Below are 14,136 nucleotides of genomic sequence, written 5' to 3' on the forward strand. Positions count from 1 at the left end.
GCAAAAAAGGAAGTGACTCACTCCGAATCACTTCATCAATAATTATGCCGTTCATTCTATTTCATATTGAGGGTGATACCTAATCTATTCACCCGATTTTGCAATGAACTTTGCCCGCAAGCCCATTATTTAGACAAACAGTCTGAAAAACTCGCAGATAGTTGATCGATAAACTCAAAGTAGCTACCCGGTTTTACATCAATATTGGTGCCTAGAGGGTCAAGAACGCCGATCTTAGCGTCACTTCCACGAACTACAGACTCTACGACAGCAGGTGTAAATTGTGGCTCTGAGAAGACACATTTCGCTTTGCTTTCAGCCAGCGCGGTACGTATTTTAATCAAGGTTTTTGCACCCGGTTTACGTTCAGGGCTCACCGTGAAATGGCCTAAGCTGTTTAAGCCATAATCTTTCTCAAAATAGGTATAAGCGTCATGGAATACAAAGTAACCTTCCTGATTAACAGCCGCTAGCTGCGCTGTTACCTGCTGCTTTTTATCCGCATATTGTTTAACAAACGCATCATAGTTCGCTTGGTAAGCAGTTGCGTTTTCTGGATCGACTTTCGTTAGACGATCTTTGATGGCCTCAGCGGCTTGAAGTGTAGGTTTGTAACCCAACCAGAAGTGTGGATCATGGCTACCATGATCATGCCCATGGTGATCATGATGGTCATGTTCTTCGCCAAATTCACGTAGCTCTAAACCATCAACGTCTGAGATAGTTAGCACTGAAGGTTGCTTTTCTAGTACTTTTTCCATGAAAGGTTCGAGATCATGGCCAAACCAAATCACTAAATCAGCATCCACTACTTTTTTTACATCAGATGGACGCATCGCATAATCGTGAGGAGAAGTATTTGAATTCAAGAGTACCTGAGGTTCACTCACCCCTTGAGTGATTTCAGCGGTGATCATTTGAATCGGTTTAATACTGGTTAAAATCGTTTGAGCTTGTGCAGCAATTGGCAAGGCTGCTAAGACACTAAATAGAGCAATCTTTTTTTTCATCATCTTGTTCGACACACGAGTAGCTTTTAAGAAGCCCAAATGTTACATTATAACACAAGTTAATTGCAAATGAGTTCCATTCATGTCGTCACTCGTCGAACTCGACACCATCTCCGTACAGTTTGATGGCCGTAAAGTCCTGGATAACGTTAGCTTATCTTTAAGCCGAGGTGAGATTACCACCCTTGTAGGCCCAAACGGTGCAGGTAAATCCACACTGGTAAAAGTTTTACTCGGACTACAGAAGTCGTACCAAGGGAAAATAAATAAACCCAAAGGTCTTAAAATCGGCTACGTACCACAAAAGCTAAAACTTAATGATTCACTGCCGCTTAACGTAACCCGTTTTCTCTCTTTAGCTGGGCGCTATAGCCAGCAAGAGATATTGGAAGCGTTAAAGCTGGTTGGTGCTGAGCACCTTATCAAATCGAATATGCACGCTTTGTCTGGCGGTGAAAACCAGCGCGTGATGCTTGCGCGTGCACTGCTGCAACGCCCAGGCTTACTTGTATTGGATGAGCCAGCTCAAGGTGTAGATGTTCAGGGACAGATCGACCTTTACGATCTGATTAATACCATTCGCCATCGTTTTAACTGCGCGGTATTTATGGTGTCGCATGATCTCCATTTAGTAATGGCTAAAACCGATCATGTCATTTGTCTGCATCATCATATTTGTTGCTCAGGCGCGCCAGCAACGATTACCCAACACCCAAAATATATCGCGCTATTTGGCCATCATTCACCGCAAGAAAGTTTGGCTTTTTACCATCACCAGCATAGCCATCATCACCATGACTTAGCCGGTCAGCCGGTTTCTGGAGAGGCGGATAACTGTTCACATCACTCTCACGGGCACCATCACCATGATTGAGTTTCTATTACCTTCTATTATTGCTGGCCTTGGCATCGCACTCATTGCTGGCCCGCTTGGCTCGTTTGTCGTTTGGCGAAAAATGGCCTATTTCGGTGATACCCTAGCCCATGCTTCATTAATGGGTTTGGCACTTGGCTTCTTACTAGACATCAATTTATATCTAGCGCTCGTTATTTGCTGTTTAGCCTTGGCCGTGATTCTAGTGACATTGCAAAAACAGCAGTTAGTTGCAACAGATACGTTACTGGGCATTCTTGCTCACAGTGCTTTATCACTTGGCTTAGTGGCAGTCAGTTTCCTTGATAATGTTCGAATTGATTTAATGAGTTACTTATTCGGAGACTTATTAGCCGTTTCACCGACTGATTTGATTTTCATTTATTCAGGCGCAGTTGCTGTCGCCATTGTATTAGCGATTTTTTGGCGTCCGCTTCTATCAACGACTGTCAACGAAGACCTTGCAGCAGTTGAAGGCCATAACACCGATTTAATGCGTCTTATCTTGATGTTATTAGTGGGCATGGTGATTGCTGTCGGTATGAAGTTCGTCGGCGCTCTGATCATGACCTCTTTGCTAATCATTCCAGCGGCAACAGCTCGACGCTTTGCACAAACACCAGAACAAATGGCGTTGATAGCCTCAGTTATCGGCTCTATCGCCGTACTGCTTGGCTTAAGCATGTCTTGGCACTTTGATACCCCAGCAGGCCCATCGGTGGTTATCAGTGCGACCGCAATGTTCCTACTTGGCCAAATGAAGAAAGTCGCTTAAATAGCAAAACCAATACACAAAAAAGGCTTCCAAGATGGAAGCCTTTCTTTTATCTCTTGCACACTAATCTGGTTATGCGCCTTCGTTGTGCAGCTCTAGGTTAACGAGCTCTTGCTGAATCTCGCGTTGTACTTTCGCATCATCACTACGTAGTGACTCTAAGTACTCCAAGTATTGCTGTGAGATATCGCCAGTCACGTATTCGCCACTAAATACCGACGTTTCAAATTTAGCGATATCACGATTACCTGAACCAACAGCGTCAACCAAATCTTCAATGGTTTGGAAGATAAGCTCGTCAGCACCGATTTGCTTACAAATCTGATCATTATCACGGCCATGAGCAATTAGCTCGTTTGCGCTAGGCATGTCGATACCATAAACGTTCGGGAAGCGAATCTCTGGAGCAGCTGACACCATGAAGACTTTTTTAGCACCTGAATCACGAGCCATCTCAATAATCTGCTCTGATGTAGTACCACGTACAATCGAGTCATCAACCAGAAGAACGTTTTTGTCCTTAAACTCTGAACGAATAGCGTTAAGTTTGCGGCGAACTGATTTCTTACGTTGCTGCTGACCCGGCATAATAAAGGTACGGCCAACATAACGGTTCTTAACAAAACCTTGGCGGTACGGCTTATCAATCGCTTGAGCAATTTGCAGTGCAATGTCACACGAGGTTTCTGGGATAGGAATAACCACATCGATATCTAGGTGGCTGTATTCGTCACGAATACGATCACCGAGCTTTTTACCCATTTCAACGCGAGCGCTGTAAACCGAAATTTTATCGATGAATGAATCTGGACGAGCGAAGTAAACAAACTCGAACATACATGGGTTTAGCTCTGGATTGTCGGCACATTGCTGCGTGAACAACTCACCTTCAAAGGTTGCGTAAATCGCTTCACCTGGTGCAACGTCGCGCACGAAGTCAAAACCAACGGCATCTAGCGCGACAGACTCTGACGCCACCATGTACTCAGTACGACCATCAATTTCACGTTTACCTAGGCATAGAGGGCGAATACCTTTTGGATCGCGAAACGCAATCAAGCCGTGGCCAATGATCATCGCGACAACCGCGTATGCACCACGAATAGTACGATGAACATTCGTCACTGCACGGAAAACATCTTCAGAGTCAACATCACCACGCACGGTATCAATCTCATGCGCAAGCACGTTAAGTAATACTTCTGAGTCCGAAGTGGTGTTTAGGTGGCGACGGTCTTTCTCAAACAATTTAGCACGAACTTCATTCGCATTAGTTAAGTTGCCGTTATGCGCCAGCGTAATACCAAATGGTGAGTTTACATAGAATGGTTGAGCTTCAGAGGCGCTCGCACTACCTGCTGTCGGGTAACGAACATGCCCAATCCCTACTGTACCTTGCAGTCGTTGCATGTGTTTTGCTTCAAACACATCTTTCACCAATCCGTTCGCTTTACGCAGACGAAAACGATTGCTTTCTATGGTACAAATACCTGCGGCATCTTGGCCACGATGCTGTAATACCGTCAATGCATCATAAATAGACTGGTTTACAGGCGTAGTGCCCACGATTCCAACAATACCACACATGTCCTAACCCTCGATTTGCGACAATGGCTGGCGCGTCAAGACACGCCAGATAAGAAACTCGATTTAGCTTGTAAATGTTCGAAAAACGGACGAATAATTACTTGGAAATGTTCTACCAGCTGAGATTGTTGCCACCAGTCGTTTTGATTCAAGGTAGTAAAAATATCAACAAAGAACAACACACCAGAGACGATCAACACGCCACGTAACGCTCCAAATACCACACCGAGTATACGGTCAGTACCAGAAAGCCCTGTTTTCTGAACAAGCTGCCGTATTAAATAGTTAACCAACGCACCGATAATCAGCGTTGCTATAAATAGTGCAGCAATTGCAGCGCCGTCCCGAATCATGTCATCTTGAATTTTAGTAAAGTACACCGCCAACCGACTGTAGTATGTACTGGCGATAAAAACAGCGCCAAACCAAATTACCAACGACAAGGCTTCTTGAACGAAACCGCGAATTAAACTGATCACAGCCGATAGGCCGATCACACTTAAAATGACAATATCTAACCAATTCATGTGTATTCACATTCTAAGTTGGCGCGCATTTTAACAGAAAAAATGCCGACGCAAACGTTTTCTTAAGGATTTAGTGGTTTAAATTTAAGCAATCGGCCTTTTGAACCGGTAATTTTTTCCAATTCTAATATTTGGCGTTCTAGCTTATTTTTTGATACATCAGGGCCGATGATCACGCGAGTAAAACCGTTTTCTAATTTGGTGTGCGCTTGATAACCACGTTTTTGCAGATCTTTCACCACATTCTTTGCGTTATCTGCATTCTTCAATGCCATTAACTGAATGATCCAAGCACTGTCTTGGTACTCATTCTTCTCTGGCACTTCTTTCACCACGACCGGAAGCGGTTTGTCTTCTTCTACTGCCGGTTTAGATTCTTGAGAAGGCGTTTCTACCACTACTTCCACTGGTGTCGGTGGTAGTGCGCTGCTGTCCTCTTCTGGCTCAAGAACCTCAAAAGTTTCAACATCACTTTGCAGTTCCGGTTTAATTGGAATACTCGCAATTTCTTCTTGGTAATGTGTTTTCTTGCCATCTAACACGTCTGGCAAAAAAATCGCACCCAAAGAGACGAGTATTACAGTACCGACTAGGCGATTTTGGAATTTACTTGCCATTTATGCTCCTTTGCTGTGCCAGTGCTCAAGTACCTCACCAACGGTGTGGAACGAGCCAACGACAATAATGACATCTTGACTGCTGACTTTTGTCATCGCTGCATCAAATGCCGCTACAGCGCTGTCATAGCGTGTTGTCCCATCAGGTAAGTAAGCACATAACTCTTCCGCTTTAGCTGCTCTAGGCCCAGTTAACGAAGCTGGATACCACGCAGTAGCGAGGGGGGATAAAATTTCTAACGTCGATTTAATATCTTTGTCATGTAACATCGCGACCACTAGATGGATCGCTTGATCTGGGTATTGTTGTTGAACTCGTTCAACCAAGTATTGCGCAGAATGTGGATTGTGGGCCACATCAAGCAACACAGTAGGCTCAGAGCTAATCAATTGCATGCGCCCCGGTAACTGCGCGTTGCGTAGACCATTAACGATATTAACGTCACTCAAATCTAAATGAGCTGTCGCTAACGCCATTAGCGCCGTAGCCGCATTTGGCAATGGTAGATTTGGAATCGGTAAATCAGTCAGTTCAAAACTGCCATGCTGCCAACGCCAAGTCGATTCTGAGGTGGTCTGGTACTCATACTGAATACCCACTTGGTAAAACTCAGCACCAATATCATCCGCATGCGCGGCTACCGTTGCGGGCGCTTTCGGTTGACCACATATTGCAGGCTTAGCCGAGCGGAAAATACCCGCTTTTTCAAAACCAATGACATTGATGTCATCGCCTAGCCAATCAACATGATCAATAGCTAAGCTGGTGATTAACGAAACATCGTGATCAACGACATTGGTTGCATCTAATCGACCGCCTAAACCGACTTCAAGCAGTACAACGTCTACTTTCTCGGTTTGAAACAGGCGAAGCGCAGCTAATGTACCGTACTCGAAAAAGCTTAAGCTAATATCACCACGTTGCTGCTCTATAAAATCAAAAGCCTGAACATGCTTTTCATCGGCCAGGTCTTGGCCATTGATACGCACGCGTTCGTTGTAACGAATTAGATGTGGTGAACTGTAAACCCCAACAGAGTAGCCTGCATCAAGCAAGATAGCTTCCATCATGGCGCAGGTTGACCCTTTACCGTTCGTGCCGGCAACGGTAATCACCGTAGGAGCAGGTTTAGTAAGGTTTGCTTTAGTTGCGACAGCTTGGACACGGTCTAAACCGAGATCGATCGCAGAGGTGTGGATATTTGTTAAATAATCAAGCCACATCGTAAGTGAAGATGTGGCTTGAGGAATTTGGGTTTGACTCATCTAACTTTAACCAAGAAATTGGTGGTTGCTGTTAGTGTGTTACTTTACCCTTTTTCGTCTGCTTCTGGTACAGAATACTCAGGTTCTTGCGGAGAATCGTTCACAGAAACCACTAATGGTGATGCTGTGTTAGTCAATTTCGCAAGTAGGCTACCTACACGTTGGCGCATTTCACGGCGATCAACAATCATATCAATCGCACCATGCTCAAGTAGGAACTCACTGCGTTGGAAACCTTCCGGTAGATCTTCACGTACCGTTTGCTCGATAACACGACGACCAGCAAAACCAATCAATGCTTTAGGCTCACCAATGTTGATGTCGCCAAGCATGGCTAAACTTGCTGATACACCGCCCATCGTTGGATCTGTCATCACTGAGATAAACGGTAGACCTTTTTGCGATAAACGCTCAAGCGCAGCACTGGTTTTCGCCATTTGCATTAGAGACATTAACGCCTCTTGCATGCGTGCACCGCCACTTGCAGAGAAACATACAAGGCCACAGTTGTTTTCCATCGCGGCTTCAACTGCTTTCACAAATCGAGCCCCTACAACAGAACCCATTGAACCACCCATGAAGGTAAATTCAAAAGCACATGCTACTACTGGGATGCCAACGACTTCACCCTGCATTACAACTAACGCATCTTTTTCACCACTGCTCTTTTGCGCAGCAGAGATACGATCTTTGTATCGCTTCGAATCTTTGAACTTTAGTTTGTCCATTGGTTCTAGATCGTTCGCTAACTCAACTCGATTGTTTTCATCAAGGAAAGTTTCCAAACGACGACGCGCTTTCATACGCATGTGATGATCACATTTTGGACATACTTCTAGGTTACGCTCTAGTTCAGCGTGATAAAGCACCTGCTCACATGAAGTACATTTAGTCCAAACCCCTTCAGGGATAGACGCTTTACGTGAACTAACGATGTTGCTTTTTTCTAAAATCTTTTCAAGCCAACTCATGGAAGACCTTTTCTCTATCTCTCTTCCGCGCCATGCGAAAGATACAAAATCTGAATTTATGCGTGAGGATTAAAGCACATAAAATGCCAACTGTAGACAAAAAACTGGTTGTACCTATTTTTGCTAAGCTGAGCCAATCGTTTACAGTCGATACCATACAGTAAATACTATATAGGTTTATCAGTTAATTAGCTAAATTCTCACATTATTTGAACAGTTTACCTCGATTTAGTTCAAATCGTCAGGCAAAAACAGTGGGCCAATCGGCACTCTTGGTAATTCAAACTGCTCTGGGTAGTCCACATCAACGAGATATAGCCCCTCCGCTTTTGCCGTTGCTCCGGCTAATTTGCGGTCTTTTGCTTCCAACAACCATTCAATCCATTCTGGTTCTTTTTCACCGCGCCCGACACAAATCAGGCTACCCGTGATATTGCGAACCATATGATGCACAAACGCATTCGCTTTGATATCAATCACCACATATTGACCATGACGAGTTACATTCAAGTGCATTAGATTACGCCATGGGCTGCGAGACTGACAGTGCACAGCACGGAACGAGGTAAAATCGTTCTCGCCCAACAAGTATTGACCCGCCTGATGCATTTTTTCTACATCCAGTTCACCGTGATAATGACTCACTCCTGAGCTCAAAATGCCCGGTCTCAGTGCACTGTTAAAGATAATATAACGATAGCGACGTGCGGTTGCCGAAAAGCGAGCGTGAAACTCTTCTTCCGGTACTTCTTTCGCCCATCGCACAGCAATATCACTTGGCAGATTAGCGTTCGCTCCCATTGTCCAAGCCACCATTTTACGGCTGGCTGTTGTATCAAAGTGGACGACCTGACCAGTACCATGCACACCAGCATCCGTGCGCCCAGCACATTGAACTTCTACCGGATGATTAGCGACTTTACTTAATGCTTGCTCAAGCTTTTCTTGCACGCTTTGAACTTCTCTTTGACGTTGCCAGCCAAAGTAGTGAGTGCCGTTATACTCAATACCTAAAGCAATTCTCATCTTGGTCTCTCTTAGAACATGGGGCGGGCAGTATAACGAAACTAATATGAGCTTCAAGTCACCGCGATTATTTTGAAAATTTAGAATAAGAAAGGGGCGAATCTCGCCCCTCTATGACTTCAAATGAAGATGGCTAGCGCCCGTTGATTGCATCAATCAGGTTTTTAGCTTCACGGCGAATGTCATCACTACCATCTACGATGGCTTCCTCTAACAGCTTAATAGCGCCATTCGAGTCATTCATTTCCATGTATATTTTAGCTAAGTCTAGCTTACCTGCTGCTTCTGCATTGGCATCAACATCGGTTTGCGACACGTTACCAATCACGTCAGGAAAATCACTTAAACCAACGTCAAGTTTCAACTCTTCTTCATCAGGGTTAACTTGCTGCTCTTCTAAATCCACTTCCGCCATTAACTCATCAATAGTTCGGTACTGATTCTCTTTCGGATTGAAGTCTGCAAGGCTATCTTGGCTTTCCCAGTCTTCGTTGACGACTTTTGCTTGTGTAGGTTGATTGTCACTATCCCATGCTTGTAACTCATCTTCAGGAATATCGTCTGAGATGGTCGCTTGCTGCTCAGGAGAAAGGCTAAAGCCATTCCAATCTTCACCACCCATTTCAAGCATGGCATCAATGTCTAAGCCAGCAGCATCACTTGTCTGTTTATCAACGGATTGAGCGATCGGCTGATAGTCATCTTGCCCTTCTGCAAGTAGCTCATTGAAGGCGCTCTCATCAAAATCAGACTCAGGTAACACTGCTGACTGATCAGTATCAGCACTAAATAAATCGGCTAACGCATCTCTATCATCAAGTTCAGACTCTACGTTCGCTTCTGATTCAGCTTGTTCTGCTGGCGCTTCAAACTCGGCTTCGATTGCAGGCTCTTGAACTGCTTCAGCGATAACATCTTGCTCGCTATACTCTGGCAGCTCTAGGTCATCAAAACTAAATGACTCTTCTACTTGCTCTGCTGGCGCTTCAAGCTCGGCTTTAACTGCAGGCTCTTGAGCTGCATCAGCGATAGCATCTTGCTCGCTATACTCTGGCAGTTCTAAATCATCAAAGCTGAATGATTCTTCTGCTTGCTCCGTAGGCGCTTCAAGTTCAGCTTCGTCCGCAGGCTCTTGAACTGCGTCAGCAATGGCATCTGCTTCGCCATACTCTGGCAGTTCTAGGTCATCAAAGCTAAATGACTCTCCTGCTTGCTCTACTGGCGCTTCTGGCTCGGCTTCAACTACAGGCTGTTGGGCTGCGTCGGCGATTGCATCTGCTTCGCCATACTCTGGCAATTCTAGATCATCAAAGCTAAATGAATCTTCCGCTTGCTCTGCTGGTGCTTCAATCTCGGCTTCGGCCGCAGGCTCTTGAACTGCGTCAGCAATTGCATCTGCTTCGCTATACTCAGGAAGTTCTAAATCATCAAAGCTGAATAACTCTTCCGCATGCTCTGCTCGTGCTCCAAGCTCGGCTTCGGCCGCAGGCTCTTGAGCTGCATCAGCGATAGCATCTTGCTCGCTATACTCTGGCAGCTCTAGGTCATCAAAGCTAAATGACTCTTCCGCTTGCTCTGCTGGCGCTTCAAGTTCGGCTTCTACTGCAGGCTCTTGAGCTGCGTCCGCAATGGCATCTGCTTGGCCATACTCTGGCAGTTCTAGGTCATCAAAGCTAAATGACTCTTCTGCTTGCTCTGCTGGCGCTTCAAGTTCGGCTTCAACTACAGGCTCTTGAGCGGCATCGGCAATCGCATCTTCTTCGCTATACTCAGGAAGTTCTAAATCATCAAAGCTAAATGACTCTTCCGCTTGCTCTGCTGGTGCTTCAGGCTCGGCTTCGGCCGCAGGCTCTTGGGCTGCGTCGGCAATTGCATCTTCTTCGCTATACTCAGGCAGTTCTAAATCATCAAAGCTGAATGACTCTTCCGCTTGCTCTGCTGGCGCTTCAAGTTCAGCTTCAACTACAGGCTCTTGAACTGCGTCAGCAATTGCATCTGCTTCGCTATACTCAGGAAGTTCTAAATCATCAAAGCTGAATGACTCTTCCGCTTGCTCTGCTGGCGCTTCAAGCTCGGCTTCAACTACAGGCTCTTGGGCTGCGTCGGCAATTGCATCTTCTTCGCTATACTCAGGAAGCTCTAAATCATCAAAGCTAAATGATTCTTCTGCTTGCTCTGCTGAAGCTTCGAGCTCGGCTTCAACTACAGGCTCTTGAACTGCATCGGCAATAGCATCTTCTTCGCCATACTCTGGCAGTTCTAAATCATCAAAGCTAAATGACTCTTCTGCTTGTTCTGCTGGCGCTTCAAGTTCTGCCTCGGATTCTGACTCAACGAAAGGAGGTTCTTGCGGCTCTTCGACCGCGTCCAATGCTCTATCGTCAACCTCTAGTTCAGCGTCAGGCTCTAGCTGAGGGTCTGAACGAAGCTGAGCTAAAGGGCTTTCCGCTTCGATTTCATCATCAATCAACCAATCATCATCACTTGGCGTGCCAAACTCATTGTCAATGGTTTCAAGAGACGACGTTGGGCGAGTTTCTTCAACCTGCGGAGTTTGTGGTTCAAGCTCAGGTTCAGCAGTATTTTCTTCAGCGATATCTGCACTAGAAGTATCTAAGGTCGACTCTTCTTCATAGTCAAACTCATCAAGCAGTGGGTCTGCCTCAGGGGCGACATTAAGCATGTCGTCTAAGAAGTCTTCACTGGAAAATTCTTTGGTAACTTCAGGCTCTGGAGTGACTTCGCTTTCAGATAACAACTCATCAGTAGATTGATTGTCAGGCTCTGATGCTTCTAGCTCAGTCTCATCTAGTTCAGAAAGCACCTCTTCACTAGGTTCAACGATTGACTCAAGATCAGCATCAGCATCAGCATCAGCATCAGCATCAGCATCAGCAGAACTTTTCTCGATTTCGAGTAGCTCTTCAAACAGATCCGTACCATCGTCACCTAATGCTGCGCTGCTGTCTACTTCCGCATCATCACTAACAAGTTCATCTAAAAGATCAGTACTATTATCAGTAACTTCCGCTGCCTCTAAAGATGGCTCATCATCTTCAAGCAGCTCATCGAGCATATCGACAGAGTCTGCATCTAACTCAACAGAGTTCTCTTCATCGAAACCGTTATCTGCAAGCAACTCATCCAATAATGCGGTGCTGTCTTCGGCTTGCTCAGATACATCATCCTCTTCCAATAGCTCATCAAGCATATCGACTGAGTTTTCATCCAAATCAGTCAAGCCATCTTCACTAAAGCCATTGTCTTCGAGCAGTTCATCAAGCAGATCTGTACTGTCACTGTTCACGCCTGAATCTAGCTCTTCATCTAGATCATTATCAGACAACAGCTCGTCGAGCATCGCCGCAGAATCCGTATCAAGATCCGTTAAGGTATCGTCTTCTGCTTCTTGCAATAACTCGTCAAGTAGCTCGGTATTGTCTTCTTCAACACTGAGGTCGAAGCCTGAATCGGCTTCATCGAGCAACTCATCGAGCATTTGAGTCTGACTCAAATCTGATTCAGCTTGCTCTGTTGAGCCATCAAACAGCTCATCAAAAAGATCCGTGCTTTCTTGTTCTAGCTGAGCCAAACCATCATCTTGTGCGCTGGTGTCAGCCGATTCTGCATCCAATTGTTCTAAGTTGGCCTGCGATTCAATCTGTGCAAATAGATCATCGATTTCACTGTCTGACGCAATATTGACTGAATCAAGCTGTTCTTCGCTCTCATCACTTAAATCAAAGGCGCTATCGCCTTCATCTAATAAATTATCAAACGATAAGCTGTCGTCATCGTCACTGGCTTCCGTCAACAGTTCATCAAGCATCGCTTGGTCTAGGTCTGAATCGCCTAGATCTTCGCTACCTTCAAGCGCAGAGTTAAACAGATCATCTAAATCGCTTTGACTCACTTCACCATCAGAGAGGTCAAATTCTTGCTCTTGTTCATCAGAGTCTTCAATAATGACGTCATCAAGCGCGCGTTCCATTTCTTCTAGACCTAGCGCTTTCTCTTCACCGCTTACGCTGATGCCATTTGAGCTAACATCAAGATCCGCCAACGATTCGTCAAGGTCGCCATCGTCACCGATTGCAGCAAATGGGTCTTCGCCATCTTCACCTTCTAGGTTGAAGTCTAAATCGTTGTCATCAAGGTCAGCGAAAACATCCAATTCGTCTGATGTTTGGCCCTCTTCACCTGTTTCATCAGAGAACAGCAGCTCATCATCGCTTGATTCGCCAAATAGGTCGTCATCTAAGCCAAGTTCGTCATCATCTAAGCTTTCATCTAATGTATCCGCTGCCATTGGCGCAGCTGGGCTCATAGGAGCTTGAGGTTGTTCAGTAACCGCTGGCGCGGCAGCTTGTTCTTTCTTACGCCCTAGCACCATCACTAGGATTAAACCAATGAGTAGCCCTGGGATGATAGCCAAAGCAGCCACAAGCCAACCGTTCGACAAAATGTTATCTAGGGCTGATGGCGCATTAAGTTGCTGCTCAGCAAGTCGTTGGCGTTCCGCTTCAAGTAGCTTTTCTACCTCAGAACGAATTCGAGTTTCATCACCCAGCTCATCTTTCAGACCATCAACTTCTGTTTGCACTTCAGCCAGCATTAAACGCAAGCGATGATTCTTTTCTTCTAATGCCACTAACTCACTGTCAGCCATCTCTGCTGAATCAGTAATGCTTGGCTTCGGTGTTTCAGCTTTAACCGGCTTTTCAACATCCGTTGCTGATTTAACGTCAACATTCGCGGTTTGAGGTTTGGTCGTTTCAACGGCTGGATCAGCTTTTGTTGGTTGAGCTTTAGGCTCAGAAACTTTTGCAGTTTGAGCCGCAGGAGAACTGGACGGCTGCTCCGCATCTAAACGAGCCTGGTGTAAGTTCATCACACGTACGGCTTCATCAGTCGAAACGCTTTGTACTTGCGTCAATGAAGGGATACGAATGGTGCTGTTTGGAATTAGCGTATGGATATTTTGGTTTTCAAACGCTTGAGGGTTTAGCTGATAAATGGCAAGTAGCGTTTGCTGAACAGAAACTCGATTTGAAGGACGTAAACGGGAAGCAATACTCCATAGCGTTTCTTGCTGGGAGGTTGGCCCGTAGAAACGAGAAGGCTCGCTGACCGGTGCTCGGTTACGATTAACTTGTTCAGAATATTGCGGTGAACTTTGCAACTCACCATTCGGCCCTGTTAGGCGAATACTTTCTGCACTTACGATGTTTGTCTGAGTCACGGCTACTAAAGCGATTGGCATTAGCAGACGTTGAAGAAGTCGACGCATAGAAGGCTCAGCTAGGTGCTCAAAAATTATTTTTACAGTGATCTGCTAAATATATCGGATCATGGTGGCAAAACTATAGCTATAGAGCCAAAAAATGTGTGCCTAGCTCGATAATCGCATTAATCTCACACATTTTTTTCAAGATCGATTAAAAAAGCCCCGCTAGATTAGCAGGGCTTTGGGCAGGGATTTA

The 14,136-nt window shown here is 45.4% G+C and carries 10 protein-coding genes; 2 read left to right on the forward strand and 8 right to left on the reverse strand.

Annotated features, from left to right (window positions below; translation table 11 throughout):
• Positions 1-125 precede the first annotated feature (125 nt).
• Positions 126-1,010: a zinc ABC transporter substrate-binding protein ZnuA gene (znuA, locus tag OH461_RS06480; protein WP_270019876.1), complete on the reverse strand. Its 885-nt coding sequence runs from the start codon at positions 1,008-1,010 to the stop codon at positions 126-128.
• 82 nt (positions 1,011-1,092) lie between these two features.
• On the opposite strand from znuA, the gene znuC reads away from it, so the two are divergent.
• Both znuC and znuB read left to right on the forward strand, forming a co-directional pair.
• Positions 1,093-1,884 (forward strand): zinc ABC transporter ATP-binding protein ZnuC, encoded by a 792-nt coding sequence (znuC, locus tag OH461_RS06485; RefSeq protein ID WP_270019774.1) that lies wholly within the window; start codon positions 1,093-1,095, stop codon positions 1,882-1,884.
• Positions 1,877-2,659: a zinc ABC transporter permease subunit ZnuB gene (znuB, locus tag OH461_RS06490; RefSeq protein WP_270019775.1), complete on the forward strand. Its 783-nt coding sequence runs from the start codon at positions 1,877-1,879 to the stop codon at positions 2,657-2,659. Before znuC ends, znuB begins: the two co-directional genes overlap by 8 nt.
• 72 nt (positions 2,660-2,731) lie before the next feature.
• Here the strand turns inward: znuB and purF are convergent, their stop codons facing one another.
• From purF to OH461_RS06525, 7 genes are all read right to left on the reverse strand, one after another.
• Positions 2,732-4,246 (reverse strand): amidophosphoribosyltransferase, encoded by a 1,515-nt coding sequence (purF, locus tag OH461_RS06495; RefSeq protein WP_270019776.1) that lies wholly within the window; start codon positions 4,244-4,246, stop codon positions 2,732-2,734.
• Positions 4,247-4,281: 35 nt separating this feature from the next.
• A complete protein-coding gene (locus tag OH461_RS06500; protein ID WP_270019777.1) occupies positions 4,282-4,773 on the reverse strand; it encodes a CvpA family protein in 492 nt (163 codons plus the stop codon).
• A 62-nt stretch (positions 4,774-4,835) separates the two neighbouring features.
• Complete coding sequence (locus tag OH461_RS06505) at positions 4,836-5,390, reverse strand: SPOR domain-containing protein (protein ID WP_270019778.1); 555 nt, start codon at positions 5,388-5,390, stop codon at positions 4,836-4,838.
• Positions 5,391-6,656 carry a bifunctional tetrahydrofolate synthase/dihydrofolate synthase gene (gene folC, locus OH461_RS06510; RefSeq protein ID WP_270019779.1) on the reverse strand — a complete coding sequence of 422 codons (1,266 nt, stop codon included), beginning with the start codon at positions 6,654-6,656 and terminating at the stop codon, positions 5,391-5,393.
• Positions 6,657-6,700: 44 nt separating this feature from the next.
• Entirely contained in the window at positions 6,701-7,627 is a 927-nt protein-coding gene (accD, locus tag OH461_RS06515) for an acetyl-CoA carboxylase, carboxyltransferase subunit beta (protein ID WP_270019780.1), read from the reverse strand.
• Positions 7,628-7,855: 228 nt separating this feature from the next.
• Positions 7,856-8,653 (reverse strand): tRNA pseudouridine(38-40) synthase TruA, encoded by a 798-nt coding sequence (truA, locus tag OH461_RS06520; protein WP_270019781.1) that lies wholly within the window; start codon positions 8,651-8,653, stop codon positions 7,856-7,858.
• A 133-nt stretch (positions 8,654-8,786) separates the two neighbouring features.
• Complete coding sequence (locus OH461_RS06525; protein WP_270019782.1) at positions 8,787-13,943, reverse strand: FimV/HubP family polar landmark protein; 5,157 nt, start codon at positions 13,941-13,943, stop codon at positions 8,787-8,789.
• Positions 13,944-14,136 lie beyond the last annotated feature (193 nt).

This window comes from Vibrio sp. LaRot3 (assembly GCF_027587025.1).
Lineage (GTDB): Bacteria > Pseudomonadota > Gammaproteobacteria > Enterobacterales > Vibrionaceae > Vibrio.

Excerpts from the sequence above, each read along its gene's own strand:
- znuA (WP_270019876.1), bottom strand. The coding sequence starts at position 1,010 with ATGAAAAAAAAGATTGCTCTATTTAGTGTCTTAGCAGCCTTGCCAATT.
- znuC (WP_270019774.1), top strand. The coding sequence starts at position 1,093 with ATGTCGTCACTCGTCGAACTCGACACCATCTCCGTACAGTTTGATGGC.
- znuB (WP_270019775.1), top strand. The coding sequence starts at position 1,877 with ATGATTGAGTTTCTATTACCTTCTATTATTGCTGGCCTTGGCATCGCA.
- purF (WP_270019776.1), bottom strand. The coding sequence starts at position 4,246 with ATGTGTGGTATTGTTGGAATCGTGGGCACTACGCCTGTAAACCAGTCT.
- OH461_RS06500 (WP_270019777.1), bottom strand. The coding sequence starts at position 4,773 with ATGAATTGGTTAGATATTGTCATTTTAAGTGTGATCGGCCTATCGGCT.
- OH461_RS06505 (WP_270019778.1), bottom strand. The coding sequence starts at position 5,390 with ATGGCAAGTAAATTCCAAAATCGCCTAGTCGGTACTGTAATACTCGTC.
- folC (WP_270019779.1), bottom strand. The coding sequence starts at position 6,656 with ATGAGTCAAACCCAAATTCCTCAAGCCACATCTTCACTTACGATGTGG.
- accD (WP_270019780.1), bottom strand. The coding sequence starts at position 7,627 with ATGAGTTGGCTTGAAAAGATTTTAGAAAAAAGCAACATCGTTAGTTCA.
- truA (WP_270019781.1), bottom strand. The coding sequence starts at position 8,653 with ATGAGAATTGCTTTAGGTATTGAGTATAACGGCACTCACTACTTTGGC.
- OH461_RS06525 (WP_270019782.1), bottom strand. The coding sequence starts at position 13,943 with ATGCGTCGACTTCTTCAACGTCTGCTAATGCCAATCGCTTTAGTAGCC.